The sequence below is a fragment of the Streptomyces sp. NPDC030991 genome, assembly GCF_055571235.1.
In genome coordinates, this window is the sequence record NZ_JBVIFR010000044.1 from 1 (window position 1) to 19,250 (window position 19,250).

The 19,250-nt window shown below is 69.6% G+C and carries 15 protein-coding genes; 11 read left to right on the forward strand and 4 right to left on the reverse strand.

Annotated elements, in window-relative coordinates; genetic code table 11:
• The first annotated feature begins 529 nt into the window (after positions 1-529).
• Complete coding sequence (locus ACZ45E_RS39070) at positions 530-1,009, forward strand: HNH endonuclease family protein (RefSeq protein ID WP_468231114.1); 480 nt, start codon at positions 530-532, stop codon at positions 1,007-1,009.
• 161 nt (positions 1,010-1,170) lie between these two features.
• On the opposite strand, the gene ACZ45E_RS39075 is transcribed toward ACZ45E_RS39070, so the two are convergent.
• Complete coding sequence (locus ACZ45E_RS39075) at positions 1,171-1,776, reverse strand: DUF6417 family protein (RefSeq protein ID WP_468231117.1); 606 nt, start codon at positions 1,774-1,776, stop codon at positions 1,171-1,173.
• A gap of 405 nt (positions 1,777-2,181) precedes the next feature.
• Here ACZ45E_RS39075 and ACZ45E_RS39080 point away from each other — a divergent pair, with 405 nt between their 5' ends.
• Entirely contained in the window at positions 2,182-3,099 is a 918-nt protein-coding gene (locus tag ACZ45E_RS39080) for a cupin domain-containing protein (RefSeq protein ID WP_468231120.1), read from the forward strand.
• Positions 3,100-3,163: 64 nt separating this feature from the next.
• On the forward strand, positions 3,164-4,432 hold the full coding sequence (locus tag ACZ45E_RS39085) for an adenosylhomocysteinase (RefSeq protein WP_468231123.1): 1,269 nt from the start codon (positions 3,164-3,166) through the stop codon (positions 4,430-4,432).
• A 478-nt stretch (positions 4,433-4,910) separates the two neighbouring features.
• Here the strand turns inward: ACZ45E_RS39085 and ACZ45E_RS39090 are convergent, their stop codons facing one another.
• Positions 4,911-5,090, reverse strand: coding sequence for a hypothetical protein (locus ACZ45E_RS39090; RefSeq protein ID WP_468231126.1), 180 nt, complete (start codon positions 5,088-5,090; stop codon positions 4,911-4,913).
• A gap of 76 nt (positions 5,091-5,166) precedes the next feature.
• Complete coding sequence (locus ACZ45E_RS39095; protein ID WP_468231128.1) at positions 5,167-5,703, reverse strand: transposase family protein; 537 nt, start codon at positions 5,701-5,703, stop codon at positions 5,167-5,169.
• Positions 5,704-6,104: 401 nt separating this feature from the next.
• Between ACZ45E_RS39095 and ACZ45E_RS39100 the strand changes: the two genes are divergently transcribed.
• A complete protein-coding gene (locus ACZ45E_RS39100) occupies positions 6,105-6,263 on the forward strand; it encodes a KR domain-containing protein (protein WP_468231174.1) in 159 nt (52 codons plus the stop codon).
• 318 nt (positions 6,264-6,581) lie between these two features.
• Here ACZ45E_RS39100 and ACZ45E_RS39105 read toward each other — a convergent pair whose 3' ends face one another.
• A complete protein-coding gene (locus tag ACZ45E_RS39105; protein WP_468231131.1) occupies positions 6,582-7,127 on the reverse strand; it encodes a hypothetical protein in 546 nt (181 codons plus the stop codon).
• Between the two features lie 803 nt (positions 7,128-7,930).
• Between ACZ45E_RS39105 and ACZ45E_RS39110 the strand changes: the two genes are divergently transcribed.
• The 7 genes from ACZ45E_RS39110 (at position 7,931) to ACZ45E_RS39140 (ending at position 19,201) form a co-directional block, all read left to right on the forward strand.
• A complete protein-coding gene (locus ACZ45E_RS39110) occupies positions 7,931-9,364 on the forward strand; it encodes an acyl-CoA carboxylase subunit beta (protein WP_468231176.1) in 1,434 nt (477 codons plus the stop codon).
• Between the two features lie 27 nt (positions 9,365-9,391).
• Complete coding sequence (locus tag ACZ45E_RS39115; RefSeq protein ID WP_468231134.1) at positions 9,392-9,829, forward strand: carboxymuconolactone decarboxylase family protein; 438 nt, start codon at positions 9,392-9,394, stop codon at positions 9,827-9,829.
• A gap of 66 nt (positions 9,830-9,895) precedes the next feature.
• Positions 9,896-11,224: an acyltransferase domain-containing protein gene (locus ACZ45E_RS39120; RefSeq protein WP_468231137.1), complete on the forward strand. Its 1,329-nt coding sequence runs from the start codon at positions 9,896-9,898 to the stop codon at positions 11,222-11,224.
• Positions 11,221-16,128 carry an SDR family NAD(P)-dependent oxidoreductase gene (locus ACZ45E_RS39125; protein WP_468231140.1) on the forward strand — a complete coding sequence of 1,636 codons (4,908 nt, stop codon included), beginning with the start codon at positions 11,221-11,223 and terminating at the stop codon, positions 16,126-16,128. The genes ACZ45E_RS39120 and ACZ45E_RS39125 overlap by 4 nt, the downstream gene beginning before the upstream one ends.
• Positions 16,125-17,036 (forward strand): SDR family NAD(P)-dependent oxidoreductase, encoded by a 912-nt coding sequence (locus tag ACZ45E_RS39130; protein ID WP_468231143.1) that lies wholly within the window; start codon positions 16,125-16,127, stop codon positions 17,034-17,036. Before ACZ45E_RS39125 ends, ACZ45E_RS39130 begins: the two co-directional genes overlap by 4 nt.
• Before the next feature lie 50 nt (positions 17,037-17,086).
• Positions 17,087-18,487 carry a wax ester/triacylglycerol synthase domain-containing protein gene (locus tag ACZ45E_RS39135; protein WP_468231146.1) on the forward strand — a complete coding sequence of 467 codons (1,401 nt, stop codon included), beginning with the start codon at positions 17,087-17,089 and terminating at the stop codon, positions 18,485-18,487.
• A gap of 81 nt (positions 18,488-18,568) precedes the next feature.
• On the forward strand, positions 18,569-19,201 hold the full coding sequence (locus ACZ45E_RS39140; protein WP_468231149.1) for a maleylpyruvate isomerase mycothiol-dependent enzyme family protein: 633 nt from the start codon (positions 18,569-18,571) through the stop codon (positions 19,199-19,201).
• The last annotated feature ends 49 nt before the right edge of the window (positions 19,202-19,250 follow it).

Consider the following 19,250-nt stretch of genomic DNA (forward strand, 5'->3'; position numbering starts at 1 on the left):
ACGCCTGGGCGCACGCCCCTGTACGGCGGTACACCAATGGCATGGCTGACCGTCGCGCTTATCCGAGTGATCTGTCCGATGCCCGCTGGGCACTGTTCGAGCCGGTGGTTCGCCCGGGAGATCGCCGCACGCATCCCCTCAGAGAAGTGAAACCACCGCCCGCCCGCAGGCGGAGCACTGCACCCATTGCTCCACGGGCCACCCTCCGCCCTGCGGGCGGAGGCGACAGCCACCGGGTCGGCGAGCATCGTTTCTCCGGTACGACCATCTCAGGCAGCCGGGTGAGCATGCGGGGATTCGACTGACGTCGGGGCGCCGACAGCGGTAGCAACGGGCGCATGAACACCACGACGATGCGCGGCTTTGCGGCCGTCGCGTTCCTTGTGCTGCCCTGCTCCCCACCACCACCCCGGCCCATGCCGAGACCCGGGCCGGGGTGGTGCAGGTCCGTCTGCAGGACGGGATCGCGTCCTTCCCACGCGCGACGGAAGACCGGACGGGCTATGAGCGAACCAGGTTCGGGCACTGGGTGGACGCCGACCATGACCACTGCAACACCCGCGCGGAGGTGCTGATCGCGGAATCACGGACCGAGCCCGTCCTTGAGGGGGCGTGCACAGTGGCCTCGGGGACGTGGTTCAGCTACTACGACGGCGCCACGGTCACTGATCCTGCGAGGCTCGACATCGACCACCTGGTCCCGCTCGCCGAGGCCTGGGATTCCGGCGCGGGGCAGTGGACGCCGGACCGGCGTGAGGCGTACGCGAACGACCTGGATGCTGAGCGTTCGCTGATCGCGGTGAGGGCCCGCACGAATCGCAGCAAGGCCGACCAGGACCCGGCCCAGTGGCTGCCGCCGGCCGCGGAGGCCTACTGGCAGTACGTCACCGACTGGGTGTCGACCAAGCTGCGCTGGAAGCTCACGGCTGACCCGGCCGAGATCACCGCGCTGAACAAGGTGGCGGATGGGTGCGGGTACGCCGCCGTCGCCTACGAACCCGCCCCCTGATGAACACCGAGAACCCCCTCGTTCCTCTGCAACTCTGCTTTCGACCCGCAGGGGCACGGCACGCTGCCGGCCCCCGCTCGGAGGCGCTGTCCGGCACCCGGCCACGCCACGACGGCGGGGACCCGGGCACCGGGCGCGACGCCGCGCCCGCCCGCCCGCCGTCACGGTGCCTTCCCGCGCTGCGCCTCGGGTGTGAACCCCAGGACCCGCGGCGGGTAGATCACCCCGTAGATGCGGGCGAACCGGTTGGCCGGGCCGGCGGAGGCCCCGCCGTGCCGTTCCAGGAAGAAGGCGCGGGCCATCGACTTCATCTGCGCGCCGTCCACGTACAGGATCCACCGGTTCGACGCCGGGTCGAAACGCGCCGCCTCGATGGCGGCGGCGAAGCCGGCGCAGGGCCCTTCCACCAGCTGCCCGCCCACCGTCACGAACCGTTCCAGGATGTCCAACTCACCGCGGCGCACAGCGACTTTCTGCAGGCCGGGCTCCGGCGACTCCTGGACCGGCACGACAGCGCACTGGCGCGCGTACACCAGCACGTCGTTGCCATCGGCGGTCACTTGCACGGCCCAGTGCACCGGCCGGCCGGCTCGCGCGGACGCCTCCGCGCGGTCCTCGGTGGACGCCTCGCGCAGCAGCCCCAGCCTGACCAGTGGACCCGCGGTATGCGCGTCCAGGCCCTCCACTGCCGACACCCATCCGTCGGGACCGCCCTGCACGTCCGCGATCCGCTGGAGCAGCGTCATGTTCGCGCCCGGATCACCCACCCCAGACCTCCACCTCGCGACTGCGCACGACGCTAACGCGCGGGACAGTACCGCTGGGCTGTATCGGAGTCCCAGATCTCTTCCTGTATCCCGTCAACGCTCGCCTCGGAGCCATGCGTTGTCCAGTGAATCTCCCCTTGGCGGAGAGGAGTGCAGCACAGGGCGCATTCGAGGTGTCACGAGGTACACGCCCCCGGCGCGGGTGACGCGTGGTGCGCCGGGGGCTCGTCGGAGGGGCGGGCATGTGCGTCCTTGTGCTTCCAGCGCCCCTGTTACTTCGTTCTCGTTGTGGAACCTGTCGTTGAGAGTGGGATGAGAAGGTCGCCCTGGGGCCGCCGGTGGTGCGGCGCCCCGCCCCGCGGTCAGCCCATTCCGTGCCCCTCCGGCGTTCGAGGAGTCTCCCCCATGAACGAATCGTCAGCCCGTCCCGCAGTCGCCGATTTGCTCGACATGGCCCCACACGTGGAGGGCGGCTGGTACGCCGAGACCTGGAGGACCGGACACGGGGCGGACTACCGACCGGAGGGCTACGACGGTACGCGGACCGCGGCCAGCGGCATCTACTACTACCTCCGGCCCGGCGAGAAGTCCCGCTGGCACAGCGTCCGTTCCGACGAGCTCTGGCTGTGGCACCGCGGCGGGCCCCTGCGGCTTCTCCTCGCCCCTCCGGGACCGCATCCCGACCTCTCCCAGATCACCACCGTCGAACTCGGGCCTGATATCGAGAACGGACAGCGTCCGCAAGCGGTCGTTCCCGCCGGGCATTGGCAGAGCGCCCTGCCGTCCGGGGAGCACGACGTCCTGATGAGCTGTGTCGTGGCACCGTCCTTCCACGAGGACGACTTCACCATCCTTCGCGGAACCACCACGCCGCCGCGCGCCGAGGCGCAGGCCGTGCTGTCCGTAGCACCTGACCGGGCATGGCAGTTCGTCGCCGCGTTCGACGACATCGCGGCCTGGCACCCTCTGCTGGCCGACAGTCACCACGACGGCGGCCCCTCCGACCCCGCCCTTGCCGGACACGTACGACGTCTGACCACGGCGGACGGAGGTGTCATCCGGGAACGTCTCGTCGAGCACATCGAGCGCGGAGACACAACACATGAATGCGTGTACGAATTTCTGAGCGCGCCTTTTCCTCTCGCGGCCTACACCGCGACTCTGCGCGTCGAGGCGGGACCCGCGCCCGGCACCACCCTCGCCCACTGGTGGGCGGACTTCACACCCCTGGACCCCGGTGACACCGAGCGGCTTCGCGCGTTCTTCGGTCGCGACATCTTCACGGCCGGACTCGAAGGGCTCGCCGAGGGCCTGCGCACCTGAATCACCCGGCCAACGGGGGCGCAACCCCCCTTCCCCCACCGCCTGTACCGAGAAGGGCACGCAGATGATCACTCAAGAGGATGGTGCACCGGCCGCGAGCAGGGCACCGGGCTCCGTGGACCTGGCCCGGCGGACGATGCCGGTGCTACGCGCTCTGCGACGGCGCTTCGCGGCCGAGCGCCCCTTGGCGGGCGTACGCATCGCCGCCGACCTGCACCTGCTGCCGTCCACCGTTCCTCTTCTGCTCGCCTACCGCGACGCGGGGGCACGGGTCGCGGTCTGCGGGTCGAACCCGAAGTCCACCGACACGGAGACCGCGCATTGGCTGGACCAGCAGGAAGGCATCCAGGTCGTCGCGGGTCTCGCCCGTGAACGGTCGGAGGCCCGCCGCAACCATCTGGCCCTCCTCGACCAGCGGCCGGACATCGTCATCGACGAGGCGGGCGCGCTGCTCGGCCTGTTGCACGCCGAACGCCCCGCCCAGGTCGCCGAGCTGCGGGGGGCCTGCGTCCACACGCTGGCCGGGGTCAAGAAAGTGCGCAGCTTCGCCGCCAGGGGCAAACTCACCTTCCCCGTCACTGCCATCGACGGTTCCGTTCTCAAAAGCACCTTCGACAACCGGCAGGGCACCGGTGCCAGCGCACTCAACGCCCTGATCACACTCACCAACGCTTCCGTGGCCGGCTCCTGCCTCGTGGTGGCCGGGTACGGCAACATCGGCAAGGGCATCGCCGAACGCGCCCGGGGCCTGGGCGCGGAGGTCGTCGTCACCGAGGTCCATCCCCTGCGCGCCATGGAAGCGGTGATGGCCGGGCACCGGGTCCTGCCGATGGCCTCTGCGGCGCCTCTCGCGGACATCGTCCTGACCGCGACAGGCAGCATCGGTGTCCTGTCCGCCGTCCACCTGGACAGCCTCCGGGACAACGTCATCCTCGCCAACGCCGGACACGGCACCGCAGAGATCGACACGGAGGCACTCGCCGCGGACAGTGCGGCCGTCGAGGAACTCCTGCCGGACGTCACGCAGTACACCGCGGCGTCCGGCCGCCGCAGACTGCTGCTCGCGGAAGGCGGTCCGGTCAATACCGCGGGAGGCGGCGGTCACGCGGCCACCGCCATGGACTTCAGCTTCGCCGCCCAGGCACTCGCCGTGGTGCGCCTCGCGTCCTCCCCGGTTCTCGACCCGGTCGTCCACGAACTCAGCGACAGCATCCAGTACGAGGTCGCCGCACTCGCCGCACAGGAGCGCGGCATCGTCCTCGACGACCTCACCGCGGCCCACCACACCTACATCTCCTACCTTCCGGGAGAGCCCGAGGCGAGGAAGGACTGACCGGCCGTCAGCGAGCTAAGCCCATGCCGAGGTGGTCGAGACGCCTCCCCACCTCGGCCGAGACGGTGAGCACCGGCAGGACGACGCCGCCTGGGCTCGGACGGCTCACGCAAGGGAAGCCGACGTGACGCGTCCGGACGTAGACCCGCAGACAGACTCAATGCCGGGAGATGGGATTGGGCCGTTGGATAGCTACGGTTTGCAGCATCGGGGGGGAAATGGCCGGTCTGGACTGCGTCCTCGGGCAGGGCCGTCGACCTTCCAGGTCCGGGAATCGGCTTGCGAGAGCTCGTGCAAGCTGTCAACGCCCCCTGCGCTTACGCGCGATTCCGACAGTGAGCCTCCGCCAACTTGAAGTCGCAGGTCAACGGACTGGTGTGACCGGTCCTCGGGGCCCTCGTGCTGGTCGTGGGCGGAAGTCCACGGCGGAGATCATTCGTCAGCGGTTGACTTCGAGGTTCGGCAAGACGAGCAGGGCTCACAGGAGCTGGGTGGCGCGGGCGGGGTCGGTGCGGAACTTGGTGAGGATCCGCCAGTTCTTGAGGTGGGCGAAGCCGTGCTCGACCGGCGCGCGTCCGACGGCGAGGACGCGGTTGGCTTCCTTCTTGTCTGGGGTGAGTTTGTGGGTGCGGCTGGCGGCGTAGCCGGTGACGATCACGGAGGCGAGGATGTCGTTGTCCAGGCCGCGGAGCCGAGGTCGGCCAGCGCTCCGAGGCCGGCGGCGCGCAGGTGGGTCAGGATGTGGTCGTGGCGGGCGGCGGTGTGTGGTGGGTGCGGCCAGGCCGCGCGGCGGATATCCAGATCAGGCGCCCGTTCTCGTCGGTCAGGGCGAGGAAGTGCAGGCCATGAGTTCGGTGCTTGCCGGAGTAGTTCCGCCGGTCGGCCTTGCCGGTGCGGCGTCTGGAGCGGATGAGGGTGCCGTCGATCAGGACCACCTCCCCGCCCTGCCTGGCGACCTTCACCAGGGCGCGGTCCAGGCGCGGGGCCTGGGCGGCGAGCAGTCCGATCATCTCGTCCCGCCAGCGGCGGACCGTGGACTCGGACACGCCGTTTCCGCCGGCCATGTCGGCCAGGCGCTGGTCGTGACGCAGCACGGCCAGGACGATCACCGCGATCTTCCCGGGCGGCAGGATTCGCCACCGGGACCGAATCGTCCTCAGATGACGCCGTAGCAGATCAGCGAGGTGGCTGACGGTGCGCGTGGACAGCGGCAGACGGCACTGGTAGACAAGCGGGAAGGTGCCCTCGGCGCGCTCTTCGGTATTCGTCACGCCTCCGGGACACCCCGGTTACGCCCGTGCCGAGCCGCTCCGAGTGGCGGTGTCGCTGGTCACAGGCGGGTGGTGAACCGGCCGTCGGGCAGTTTCCGCAGCCAGCCGCGATCGACGAGTCTGACCAGCTTGCCGCGCAGCGGTTCCAGCTTGGCCTTCACGCTGACGTCCACCCCCACTGCCTCGCCGACCTCGCGGGCCAATGACCGGTCCGGCGGCCTGCCGCACGGCGGTGATGATGCGCTGATAGTCGCACGGCAGCGCGTCCTCCTCCTGGCCCGGCTCGGGGTGCGGGATCAGCATCACCGCCCGGCCGCCCACCCGGAAGTGCACCATCTCACCCTCAACAGCCAGGTCAAGCAACAGATCGTCCAGCTGGTATCCCGGGCGCCCGCCGCGCACTGGCCGCTGCCACGGAGGATCTGCCTCCCGTCCGGGGTGTCGTCCACATCGCCGGCGTCAGCGAGAATCAACTGATCGGCCAGCTCGAGGTCGCTTCCCTGGACCGTGTGCTGGCCCCCAAGGTCGACAGCACACTGCTGCTTCGGTGTTGCGGATGAACTGCCCGGTGGAGGAGAAGAGGACGAAGAAGTCCACGCTGCCGGGCGGAAACAAGTCGTGACGCCGCGGGTTCGTCTCCCATCGGGCAAACCATCCTATGGTACGGAAGCCGGTAACCCGCTGAGCAGCGTGGCGACGGCAGCCGGGACCCGCAGCCGTATCAACGATCTTGCTGGCCTTCTACCTGTCCGCGGACGCATGACCCGTGTTCAGAATTCGAGGTCAGGGCCCGTCGACGTCTCACCCGCAAATCCACCCTGAACTGGCGCGACACCTGAACCTCGAACCAAAACACCTCACCGGGACAAAATGCTCTTCTATACCACCTCCAGGGTCGTGAGGCCGCTGACGCTGGTGACTCCGGTGGTGAGACAGCCAACGATGTCGAGGCTTGGGTAGGTGACGATCTCGTGCACGACGTGGCCGGCGAAGAGTCCCGATGCGATCGTGCCGATGCTGGTCACGATCGTGCTTCCGGTGCTGCGGGTGACGACGGTGGTCACAGTCGCATAGCTGTGCTGGCCATTGCTCCACCGCAGATCGAGCGGCGGGTGGGTGATGGGAGGGGCGACGAGGCAGTTCGCGTCCGTGGTGTAGTCCAGCCCGGTGGTGGCGGAGGAGACCGTTGGCGCAGGGTCGAGCGACACATCGAGGCAGGTCGGGTAATCGTGCGTGGAAGTGATGTGGGTCGGACGAGTGGTGGTGTTCAGGGCGGGGGAGTAGCTCTGCTGCGCCGTACCCGCGCAGACGACCAGCGCTAAGGGGTCTTGCTCGGCTGCGGCCGCGGAGAGGGGACCGGCGAAGAGCGTGATGCAGAGCGTACTGAGCGCGGCCGCTGCCGCCCTCGTGATACGTGTTTTCACTGAAGGCCCTTCGAGTGACGTGTGTGTGCGAGCGATGGGGACCGATCTCAATGTGACCGATGGGTGCGACGGCGGCCATAGTCCGACCGGGGGGGCGTGCCTGGCCGGTGCCCTGCACGCCCCTTGCGCGCCGGGTGTCACCTTTTCGTCCGGTGCCGGCCGATGACCGCTCATGGTGTGCCGCCGTGATACGACGGTGACGGTTGCCGGGCCGGATCGCTGACGCCCGGAGGGGCACGCTTGATGAGCCCGTGCTGTGGCTGCTCCCGAAAAAGGGTGGCGGGTCCAGTCTGCTGTCAGGGTAAGGCGCAGGCCGAAGGCGCGGACCCGGCGGGCACTGCCTACTGGGGCGTATAGCCCGTCGGGGGGCACTGGCCGGGCCGAGCCAGGGGGACGGGGCGGCTCGTGCCGCCACGGTCCGTTCCCCGGTGAGTGCTATCTACACCCGGCGCACAGGCGTGCGTGAGGTGCGTTATTCCTTTTGGCATGCTCCTCTTCCTTTCGATGCGCCCTAGACAACAACTGTGCCGGGGATGACAGTTGTTGGAGGAACAACAGAGCAGCGAACAAATCCTCGGGTGTGCTACGCCGGCCGGAGTTCCGGCTGCGGTTGCACAACTCGCTTCGGTTGTCCGCGCACTGCCCGATGCGCGTCCTCACCCCTCTCTCGCCTGGTTCGCGCACCTGCTTGCCCCCAGGCGTTTCTGCTTCGATGCGTTACGTCACAGGGCGCAGGTTTCCAGAAGCCGAAGCCCGACAAACTTCCCCGTTACCCATGCAGGGAGTCGCCAGTGGTCGGTGTCATGTCACAGGATCATTCTCGAAGCCTCGGTCTTCCTGGTGATCGATTACGTTGGCTCGTCGACCCCGGAAGTTTCCACGAGTTCGGAGAGCACGCAACGGCGAGGAGTGGAGGCAGCTTGCGGCACCGTGCCCAGGGGGACGGTGTGATGACCGGTAATGCCCAGATCGAAGGCCGCCCCCTTCTGGTGTTCGCGCAGGACAAGACCGTTCTGGGCGGATCCCTAGGTGAGATGCATGCCCTGAAGATTCTGCAGGCACAAGAACGCGCACTGAAGAACCGCCGTCCCCTGGTGGGCCTGCTTGACTCTGCCGGCGCCCGCATCCAGGAAGGCGTTTTGGCACTGGCCGGATACGGTGCCATCTTCCGCCAGAACGTGCTTGCGTCAGGGCGAATACCACAGATCAGTGTCGTTCTCGGCACGTGCGCGGGCGGCGCCGTCTACTCGCCGGCGCTCACCGACGTCATCATTATGGTGCGCGACCGCGGACAGATGTTTCTGACCGGTCCGGCGGTGGTGAAGGCAGTTACCGGAGAGGACCTGTCGGGGGAGGAAATCGGCGGCTCGCGGATGCACAGCCACCACTCCGGTCTCGCGCACCTGGTAGCCGGTGACGAGCAGGAGGCCGTCGGGCTGGCCCGGAAGGTGCTCTCCTACCTCCCGGACTCCGCCTGGCACCAGCCCCCGTCGCGGCCGGCCAACCCACCGAAGGAGCTTCCGCCCGTTCCGGCCGATCAGCGCAAGGTCTACGACGTCCGCAAGGTGATCGAGGGCATTGTCGACGCCCACTCCTACCTGGAACTGCAACCGCATTTCGCCCCCAATCTGGTCACCGGCTTCGCCCGCCTGGAGGGCAGAGCGGTGGGGGTCGTTGCGAATCAGCCGCTGCATCTCGGCGGCGTTCTCGACGCCCGCGCGGGTGACAAGGGAGGACGGTTCGTTCGCCTGTGTGACGCGTTCGGGCTGCCTCTGATCGTCCTGGTCGATACCCCTGGTTTCCTGCCGGGCCGCGACCAGGAGCGTGCCGGTGTCATCCGGCGGGGGGCGAAACTGCTCTATGCCTTCTCAGAGGCCACCGTGCCGCGGGTCACTGTCGTACTGCGCAAAGCGTTCGGTGGCGCCTACATCGCGATGAACTCCAAATCGCTGGGCGCCGATCAGGTCTTCTCGTGGCCCACCGCCCAGATAGCGGTGATGGGCGCGGAGGGGGCCGTCAGTGTGATCCACCGTCGTGAACTGGTCGAGCATCCACACCGCCAGGACCAGCTCCTGCAGGACTACCGGGACAACGTGATGGCCCCGCACCGTGCCGCAGAGAGCTTCGCCGTCGACGCCATCATCCAGCCTTCGGCGACCAGAGCTGCATTGGCCGCCACATTACGCGGGGCGCGCAACGACGTTCCGTCATTCCGTCACGACAACTTGCCCCAATAGCCGACGCACGCAGGGAAATCGCCGCTGATGACCGGAGTGAATGACGCAGAGCGCCCCAGCGGACCCGGGGAAGAAACGTATGAACGTGGGCTGCGGCTCGCAGGCGATCTGGCGGGCAGCGAATCGGTACGTGAGTTCCTCGACGAACTGGCGCCGATCAGCAACGGAACGGCACGCCTGCTGATCGAGACCGTCTTCGGAACGCTGCACCACCAGCCCGGACTCGGTCCGCGGGAACGCGAACTGGTGACGCTGGCAGCTCTCGCCGCTCTCGGGGACACCGAGAAAGAACTGAAAATCCATCTGGCGATCGCGCACCGACTGCAGATTCCTCCCGCGTCCGTCGTCGCGGTGTTCGCCCACCTCAGCGCGTATGCCGGATTCCCGCGCACCCTCAATGCCCTCACCATCGCCAAGGACTTCTACGGCCGCCAGGGACTGCTCCCTCTTGACCCACAGCCCTAGCCCACCGCACAGCCCACTGCCCCCCACACCCCCAACTGCCCCCCTCATTGTTCGAAAGGCATGACCATGACGGCACGCACAGCGGTCCTCTTCCCGGGCCAGGGCGCCTACCTGCCCGGGGTACTCGCGGACCGGGCCCGCCACTTCCCCGCAGCGGTCGAGGTGCTGGACACCGTCGACACGGTGGCCGCCGAGCACGGAATCGAACCGGTGAGCCAGCTCTTACTGGAGCGGGACGCGATCCCGTTGGACGAGCTCCTCAGCAAGAACAGTGATCGGCTGGATTTGGCGATCTACGCTGCCAACGCGGCCGGCTTCGAGATACTCACCGGACTCGGCCTGCGCGCGGACGTCCTGGTCGGCCACAGCTTCGGCGAGTTCGCCGCCCTGTCCGCCGCCGGTGTGGTCTCGGCCGCCGAGGTCGCCCAGATGGCATGCGCCCGCACAACGGCATTCCAGCGCGCCGCGCCGACCGAGGGAGGACTCCTCGCTCTCGACCTCCCCGCCTGGCGCACACAGCACCTTCTGGGTCTGCTCGACGACCCCGCACTGCGCCTGGCCATCGACAACGGGCCGGGCCAGACGGTCGTCTCCGGTCCCGCCCCTGCCCTGCACACAGCGGAAGAGCTGGCCACCAGCTTGGGTTTCCGGGCCACCCGCCTGCGGGCCCCGTACGCGTTCCACCACCCCGTTCTGCACGGCGCAGCGGACATCTTCCGCGACGCCACGGCACAGATCCGGCCCACCGCACCCCGCACGAGGGTCTTCTCACCAGTCCTGGGCCGGGACGTACGGACAGTCGAGGACGTCCGGGAGGTGATCGCCCGCAACATGGTGGCGCCCGTGCACTTCTACGACGCCCTGCTCACCCTGTTTCGCACCGGCACCACGACGTTCATCGAGGTGGGTGCCCGCCAGGCACTCACCGGCATTGTCCGCACGTCGCTACCGCCGTCCGTGCGGGCTCTTCCGCTCCTGCCCAGCCGCGGCGACATCGAGGCGACCATCGCCCTGCTGCGTGACGCCGACATCGAGGTGGAGTGGAGTCCGCGCACCGCCGCCCAGCACCAGTCCCAGGACGGGACGGGCCAGCCGCCGGCACAGCCGGCGACGCAACCCGCCGCGCAGCCCCCCGCGAGCCGCACGGGCCCCGACCGCACCGAGATACTGAGTGAGCTCGCCACCTTGTATGCGGAAGATCTCGGGTTCCCGGTGGAGATGCTGACCTGCGACATCGACCTGGAAGCCGACCTCGGCGTCGACTCGGCCAAACAACTCGCCCTCTTCCAGCGGGTTCGCCAGCAGTACGGGCTGGCGGACCCGCCTGCCGAGCGCAGGGTCCGCGCGACCACCCTGGAGAAGATCGCCGAGCTGGTGCAGGAGCAGGCACGATGACGCGGCGGCACACCGCCGACCAGCTGATCGCCGTCGTAGGTATGGGTGTCGCGGTGCCGGGGGCCTGCAGTCCTGCCGAGCTGTGGCGAACCCTCAACGGGCGACAGGACGTGTTCAGTGAACCGGGGGACCGCTTCGAACTGAGCCGCTTCTGGTCCCAGGACCGGCGCGATGCGGACCGTACCTATGCCCGCCGGGCCGGATATCTGCACGACTTCCGCCCTCACCCCGCACTGGCCGAGGCAGAGCGAGACGGCGGCCCCAGTCCCGATCATGCGGCCCGCTGGCTGCGCCACACAGTGTTGCAGGCACGCACCGGAGTCCGGGTGGCCCGCGGCGACCGTTGTGGAGCCTACGTCGGCACCTGGCCGGGCGGCAGCCAGAGCCTCGTGGAGTCGATGCTGGTGCAGACCCTCGTCCAGGCGGCGCCGGACGATGCGCAGAGGGACAAGGTCCGCGCAGCTGTGCTGGAGCACTACCGGCATGCGGTGCCGCTGGACCGGGCCGCTGCTCCCGACGCCCTGCTGCGCCGTGCCTTCGACGGACTTCCCGAACGGATGGCCGAGACCCTCGTGGTCGACACCGCCTGTGCCTCTTCGCTCTACGCCGTGGACCTTGGCAGCAAGGCCCTGCTGGCGGGGGAGTGCGACCTCGCCTACTGCGGCGGCGTCAACGTCATCGACCCGACCATGGCGGTGATGTTCGCCAAGCTGAGCGGGCTCTCCCCGCAGGGCCGGGTCCGGGCCTTCACCGGTGCGTCGGACGGGACGCTGTTCAGCGACGGCGCCGGACTGGTCACACTGAAAACGCTGCGCAAGGCGCAAGAGGACGGTGACCCCGTCCTCGGGGTCCTCGTCGGCTTCGGAGGCGCCGCGGACGGCCGCGGCAAGTCCATCTCCGCGCCCAACCCGGACGGTCAGCGACGGGCTATTCAGCGAGCCCGGGCCGTCAACGGCATCACCCCCCAGCAGATCGACTGGGTCATCGCGCACGGCACCGGCACCCCGGCCGGTGACGGCGTCGAGTCCCAGGTCCTGGCCGCACTCGCCGACGAGCGCGGCCAGTGGTACAGCAGCAACAAACCCGTGTTCGGACACACCGGGTGGACCGCGGGCGTCCTGTCCTTGATGCATGCACTGCTGGCGTTGCGTCATGGCTGGATCCCCGGGCAGCTCGGAGCCGAAGCCCTGGAGGAGTCCACCGCGCACCCTTCCGCGGACCCCGAGCACCCCCGTGAGCCAGCAGACGCTCCGCGGATCAGGGTCCCGGCGCGGGCGGTACGCCTGCCCGCCGACCAGGACCGCTCCCGCACGGTCGGAATATCCGCCTTCGGCTTCGGCGGCACCAACGCGCACCTGCTGGTCACCGACGACGTACACGATCACGACGCACGATCCGGGCCGCCCGTCCGGCCGGACTCCGCAGAGCTCGTCCTGGTCGCCTGGTCGGCTCACCTGCCCGGACACCCCTCCACCGCCGCCGTCCGCGACTGGCTGCGCGGGGAGGCGGACCCGCCCGATTCCGCCTTCCCACGGCCCTACCCCGCACCGCCGCCTGCGGAGATCCGGCTGTCCGGCCGGACCGTCCCGGTCGTCGACCCCAGCCAGCTGATGGCCCTGCAGGTGGCAGCCCGCTTTGCCGGCGAGCACGGGGAGCTGTGGGCACAGGACCGGGAGACGACCGGAGTGATCGCCGCACACACAGGGATGCCCCGGGGGCTGGAAGGAACAGCGGTGCGGTGCTACGCACGCGACGCGTCCTGGCTGCTGGACCAGCACGGGGACCAGACAGCTTTCGCCCAGGTCGCGCACCGCCTGAAGGAACTCCATGCCACCTTCCCCGCGACGACCGAGGATTCGCAGGCCGGTGTCCTGCCCAACGTCATCGCCTCCCGCATAGCCGCCCGCTATGACCTGCACGGCCCGAGCATGACCGTCGACGCCGGACGGGACAGCACGCTCGCCGCCCTCCGGGTCGCCCACCGCTACCTGCGGACCGGAGAGCTGGAGCTGGCACTGATCGTCGCGGTCAACGGCAACGGCAGCACCGACAACGCCGTCCTCGCGGGCCTCGGACCCGCCGCCCTGGGCGAGGGCGCCTTCCTGCTGGCCGTGACCACGGGGGACATCGCCCGGGCCCGGGACATTCCGGTGCTGGCCCGGCTGTCCTTCAGCACAGCGCCGGGGCAGGGAGCACCGCCGGCCGGGGACCGCAGCTATCTCGCCGCCGAGCACGCCCTCGCCGTCCTGCGCGCGGTGGAGCGGGGGGGCCCGCCCGTCCGCCTTCCCGCCGCGCACCAGGAAACCGCTCTGCTGGTCTCACCCGCCCCCGGCCCCGCCGGTGACACGCCTGCCCGACCCGCCCACGCCACCGTCCCCGCCCACGCCACCGTCCCGGCCCACCCCGCCGTCCCCGGGCAGGCACCGGCGGCCGTCACCGAGGCGGCGGCCCACTCCCTCCGGTGGCTTACCCGCCGCTACCGCAAGGAGCTCGTGACAGACACAGGGCCCCGTCCCGATGACACCGGCCCCTGCCCGCCGCCCCCGTCGCTGCCCCGAGGCGGCGTCGTACTCCTCGCGTCCCCGCAGACCGGAGTCCCGATCGAGGACGCTCTGCACGCCAGTGACTCACTCGTCCTGCACCTGCCGGACGAGACGCCCCTGCCCCGTGCCGCGACGGACCGGATCCTCGCGGCGGTCGACAGGGCGAGCCCGCATCTGACCGTCATCGGTGCTCTCGACACCCTCTCCGTTCCCCGCGCCCTGGCTCTCCACGATGTCGTCTTTCTGATCACTCAGCGGCTCTGGACCCGCTGGCAGCCGGAGAGTTCACTTGGCATCCTGCTGACCACGGCCCCCAGCACCCGCAGCGCGCACCCGGTAGCCGCGCTCTTCGACGGATTCGTCAAAAGTCTGCGGTGGGAGCGTCCGGGAACGGCGGCCTTCACGTTCACCAGTGACGAGAACCTCCATCCGGGCACTCTCGCGCGCATCGCCCGCGAGCGCACCACGCGCCCTCTCCCGCCCGCTGCCATCGCCTATCTCCAGGGCCGGCGATGGACCCAGGCACTGCACCCGATCCCGCTCACCCCGCCCTCCCGGCTCCTCGAACTGCCCGTGGGTGACGAGTCCGTCGGCCTGATCACAGGCGGGGCGGGCGGCATAGTCCAAGCCCTGCTCGAAGCTCTTGCCGCACATGCCCGGCCGACCCTGTGGCTGCTGGGCCGCACCGACCAGGCGCCCCTGCCCCCGGAACTCGAAACCGTCACAGACGATCGGCTCACCGACGCCCGGGCCGCCCTGATCCGCCAACTGCGCCTGCAAAGCCCCGAACTGCCCGCGCGGTCGCTCGTCGCCCGCGCCGACACCCTGCTCAAGCAACGCAACCTGCACCGCGCGCTGCACACGCTGAAGCAACGGTTCGGACCCGAGCGCGTGCACTACCTCCCCTGCGACATACGCGACGAGAACGCGGTCCACGAAGCCGTCGGCCAGGTGCTGCATGCCACCGGACGAGTCGACTTCGTCGTCCACGCCGCAGGGCAGGTCGCCTCGGCCCTGCTGGACAACAAGCAGCTCGAGACATTCCGCGCGGTACGCGACACCAAGGTACTGGGCCACCTGCACCTCAAAGCCGCGCTGAGCCCGCGCCCCCCGTCCCTTTGGTGCAACATCGGCTCGTACTCCGGTACCGCGGGCGCCCCCGGCGACACCGACTACGCCTCTGGCAACGCCTACCTGGACGCCACCGCGGAAACCGCCACAGGCCCGACGGAGATCACTGTCGGCTTCACCATGTGGCGTCAGACCGGCATGGGCGCCGATGCCCTGTTCCAAGAACACGTCGCGCGCCAGGAGCAGTTCACCCCCATCTCCACCACCGAGGGAACCCACCAGTTCCTCGGCGAGCTGTCCGCCGCGCAGCGCGCGGGCGGCGCGGCCGTCTACCTGGGACCGGCCGAGCGGGACCGGCTGCATCGTCAGGCCCCCGGCCTGGTCCACCCCGAACCGACAAACCGCTCCGCCGGCCGGCTCGTGCCCTCGTGGCGGACATCCCCCGCTCCCTCCGCCCGCAGTGCAGAGTGGCTTCACCCGATGCACCGGGAGGAGGAACACCACCTCGACGATCACCTGGTCAACGACGAACCGACAATACCGGCGACATTCATCCTGGACATGGCCGCCCAGGCGGCTGAAGCACTGCTCCCGGGAACATTCGCCACAGGCTTCAGGGACGCCCGTTTCGACACCTTCATCCGCCCCTACAGCCGCAGCAGGCCGGCGCCCCTTCGCATCAGAGCACGACTGACCCGGTGGGACACCGACGACCGCCCGCCGTCCGTGACGGTGAGCATCCACTCCGACGTTCTGGGGCCGGACGGCCGGATGCAGCCGGGGAAACTACGCCACTTCAACACCGAGGTGCTGCTGTCCCCCGGGCCCGCACCACAGCCCCCGCCGTGGAACGCGCCAGCAGCATCCGACCCCCAACCCGCCGAAGACCCCTACAGCCCGCCAGGGGCGCCGGTATCGCTGCGCGGGCCCTTCCGCAACCTCTCGCACTGCACCATCGACGGACCACACGCCCAGGGCATCTGGACGCCCGAACTCGCGGGCTACCCCGGGCTGCGCACGCTGACGATACCGGCGCTCTTGATGTGCGCCGCACTGCGGACATCCGCGCTGCGCGCCGACCACCGGCCCGGCCGCCCGCTGCCCGTCCCGCGCGCCATCTCACGCATCCACCTGTACACCCACGGCGCCAACGACCACGACCTGCTGCTGCGCCACGGTCACCGGCTGCAGGTGTCCGTCGACGCCAGTGGCGTCCACCGAGCGGCCACCGATGACGGCCGGCTGCTGCTGGAGATGTCCGGCGTCGACCTCGTGGAGATGACCACATGACGGGACCGGGCGACCCGGGGAAAGTCCACCCCGCCACGCCGCCCCTGGCCGGGAAGCACTGCGTGGTCACCGGAGCGACCTCGGGCATCGGCCGGGAGATCGCCCGCGGACTGATCTCGGCGGGAGCACACCTGCTGTTCGTCTGCCGCGACCCAGAGCGCGGCGAAAGGACCCGGCTGGAACTGAGCCGGGAACACCCGAACGCCGACCTGCACATGGTGGTCGCCGACCTCTCCGCGCTGGACGAGGTCCGCCGGGCGGCAGAGCAAATCCACCAGAAACTTCCCCACCTGGACGTCCTGGTCAACAACGCCGGCACGCACGACCTGCGCCCCGCGGTCAGTGCCGACGGATTCGACAGAATGATCGCCACCAACCACCTGGGCCCCTTCCTCCTCACCCATCTCCTGGCGGACTTGCTGGAACACGGGACGCCCGCACGCATCGTGATGGTCGCCTCCGAATCCCACCGCAGCGTTGTGCGCATCGACCCGCACACCTTCGCCGCACCCGGCACGTACGGCCCCATCGGTTCCCTGGCGGTCTACGCCCGCTCCAAGCTGCTCAATGTGCTCGTCACCCAGGAGATCGCCCGCCGGTGGAGGCAGCGCGGCATCACCGCCAACGCCTTCTGCCCCGGTCTGGTCTCCACCGGCCTCACGCGGAACATCCCCGGGGCGCCCACGCTCTTCTCCCTTGTGGAACGGACCCCGCTGGTCCGCAACCCGCGGCAGGCCGCCGAGTTGGCGCTGCGACTCGCCGGCGATCCGCAGTTCGCCGAGTCCAGCGGCGGCTTCTACTCCGCGACCCCAGGCGCCTTCCTCCTGCCGCCCTCCCTGCCCCGGTTCCGGACCGGTCTGCAGCACGCGGTGTGGGAGCGGTCGGAGGAACTGGTGGGCCTGCCATGACATACCCCACCCGGATGCCCCGCCCCGTAACCGCCTGTGAAGGAGCGAGCATGCACGGATCCCGGACGGTTGCCGGCTGGACCTCACCCGGCCCCATGAACGGCACCGACACCGTCTTCTGGCGCATGGGAACCAACCCCCTGACCCGCCCGCACGTCACCTGGCTCTGGTACCTCGAGGGGATCCCGGAGTGGAACACCTTCCTCGACGCCTGCCGATGGACCGTCAAACGACTCCCCCGCCTCACCCACCGGGTGATCGACACACCCCTCGGCGCAGGAACCCCTGCCTGGGCGCCGGACCAGCACTTCCGCCTCACCCGTCACGTGCACCGCATGCGTCTACCGGACCCCTCCGGCCTCCGCGAACTCCTCGACCTCGTCGAATGGCGCAGCGGCACAGACTTCGACCCCGAGCACCCCCCGTGGGAGGCCACCCTGATCGAGGGGTACGAACAGGACCGCGCAGCGCTGCTCCTCAAGTGGCATCACAGCGTCGGCGACGCAGTCACCATCGTGTCGGTCATGAACAAGCTGCTCCCCGATGCCGCTGGGGTCTCGGGTGCAGGTCTTGCCCCTCCTCCCCGGCCTCCCGAGAGGCGCGCCGGTCCGGCACCCGGCCCCCGGACCGCACCGGCCCCCGCAACAGCCGCTCACGGGGTGGCCGAGGGCACCCGAGCACTCCTGCGGGAGACCGGCCGGTGGCTGACCGGCCCCCGCGCTGCCCAAAGCCGCGCCCGTCTCGCGGGACGGGCCACCGCGCAACTGCTGCGGCCCATCACCCCCTCACCCCTGCTGCGCCAGCGCAGCCCGGCGACCTTCTGCGGCATGGCCACCACCCCCCTGGCCGACCTCAAGGCGGCGGGCAAGGCCGCCGGCGTCTCCGTGACATCGGCCTATGTCGCCGCAGTCCTGGGCGCGTTCCACCACTACCACGCCCACCACGGCGTCCAGCACGCCACGGTGCCGACCCTGGTGCCCGTGAACATCCGCCACCCCTCCGAGACAGGTGCAGGCAACATCATCGCGTCGGTCCGTATCGCGGGCCCGATCGGTGACCTGCCGCCATCGGCCCGGATGACAGCGGTGCACGCCGCGATCAACGACGCCCGCGACACCCTCGTACGGGGCCTGTACACCACGCTGGCCGACCTCGGCTCCTGCATCCCGGGACTGATCCACCGGCGGGCCGTCCCGTCGGTGCTGCGCAGAGGCGTCGACGTCGTGGTCACCAGCGTTCCCGGCTTCTCCCGCACCCCCATCGCCGCGGGCGTTCCCGTGGTGAACGCCGTCGCCTGGGCTCCACGCGGCGGTGCCGCGGCCAATATCTCGATGGCCTCCCATGACGGCACCTGCGCCATCGGGACCAATCTCGATCCCGCGGCCGTCACCGACCCCGGTCTCTTCCAGCACTGTCTACGACTGAGCCTCCACGAACTGGCAACAACCTGACCGGGCCCGTTGCGACGTCCCTGTCGCAACCGTCCGCGAACCGGCGTGTACATGTCCGTGAGCCGTTAGGAGCCCTGAGCGATGAGAATGCCCTTGAGGCAGGAGTTGTGCGCGGAGCGGCACCGGCTGCTCGGCACGCTGGATCAGCTCTCGGACGAAGACTTCGTTGCGGGGCGCACATTGTGCACGCGATGGTCGCCCCGGGACATCCTCGGACATCTCCTGGCCGTGGACGAGCCGGCCACCTCCTACCTTCTCTTCGGTCCCTTCCTGCACGCGGCCAACAGAAAACAGGTACAGCGGGCGCGCCGGCTGCCCCGCGACCAGCTGATGGCAAAGGCACGGAACTGGGCGGAGAGCCCATCCCTTACCAGCCGCATCGGTGCAGCGATCACCCTCGGGGACCTGGCCATCCACCACCAGGACATCGTGCGCGGTCTGCACCTCGACAGGAAACTGCCGCCCGCCATCGCCACGTACATCCTGTGGGACGGGGCACTGCTGAGCTCCTGCACCAACCTCAGGATCCTGCGCCACCGACTGGTGCCCACGGACGGATACCCAGCGATCGGCGTCTGCTCGCCACGGGCACCGGAGGTCCACGGCAGCAGGGAATCCCTGGGCCTGTGGCTCGCCGGGAGGGACACGGTGACGCCGGACCTGACATTCGTCCGGCCGCGCAGGCACACCCCGTCGCCCAAGACGCGCGGCTGACATCGAAAGCGCGCCCGGGCCATCCGTGAGGCGCGGGCCGACCGAGGAG

Coding starts and splice junctions, on each gene's coding strand:
- ACZ45E_RS39135 (WP_468231146.1), top strand. CDS start 17,087: ATGCACGGATCCCGGACGGTTGCCGGCTGGACCTCACCCGGCCCCATG.
- ACZ45E_RS39130 (WP_468231143.1), top strand. CDS start 16,125: ATGACGGGACCGGGCGACCCGGGGAAAGTCCACCCCGCCACGCCGCCC.
- ACZ45E_RS39120 (WP_468231137.1), top strand. CDS start 9,896: ATGACGGCACGCACAGCGGTCCTCTTCCCGGGCCAGGGCGCCTACCTG.
- ACZ45E_RS39140 (WP_468231149.1), top strand. CDS start 18,569: ATGAGAATGCCCTTGAGGCAGGAGTTGTGCGCGGAGCGGCACCGGCTG.
- ACZ45E_RS39085 (WP_468231123.1), top strand. CDS start 3,164: ATGATCACTCAAGAGGATGGTGCACCGGCCGCGAGCAGGGCACCGGGC.
- ACZ45E_RS39110 (WP_468231176.1), top strand. CDS start 7,931: ATGTCACAGGATCATTCTCGAAGCCTCGGTCTTCCTGGTGATCGATTA.
- ACZ45E_RS39115 (WP_468231134.1), top strand. CDS start 9,392: ATGACCGGAGTGAATGACGCAGAGCGCCCCAGCGGACCCGGGGAAGAA.
- ACZ45E_RS39080 (WP_468231120.1), top strand. CDS start 2,182: ATGAACGAATCGTCAGCCCGTCCCGCAGTCGCCGATTTGCTCGACATG.
- ACZ45E_RS39125 (WP_468231140.1), top strand. CDS start 11,221: ATGACGCGGCGGCACACCGCCGACCAGCTGATCGCCGTCGTAGGTATG.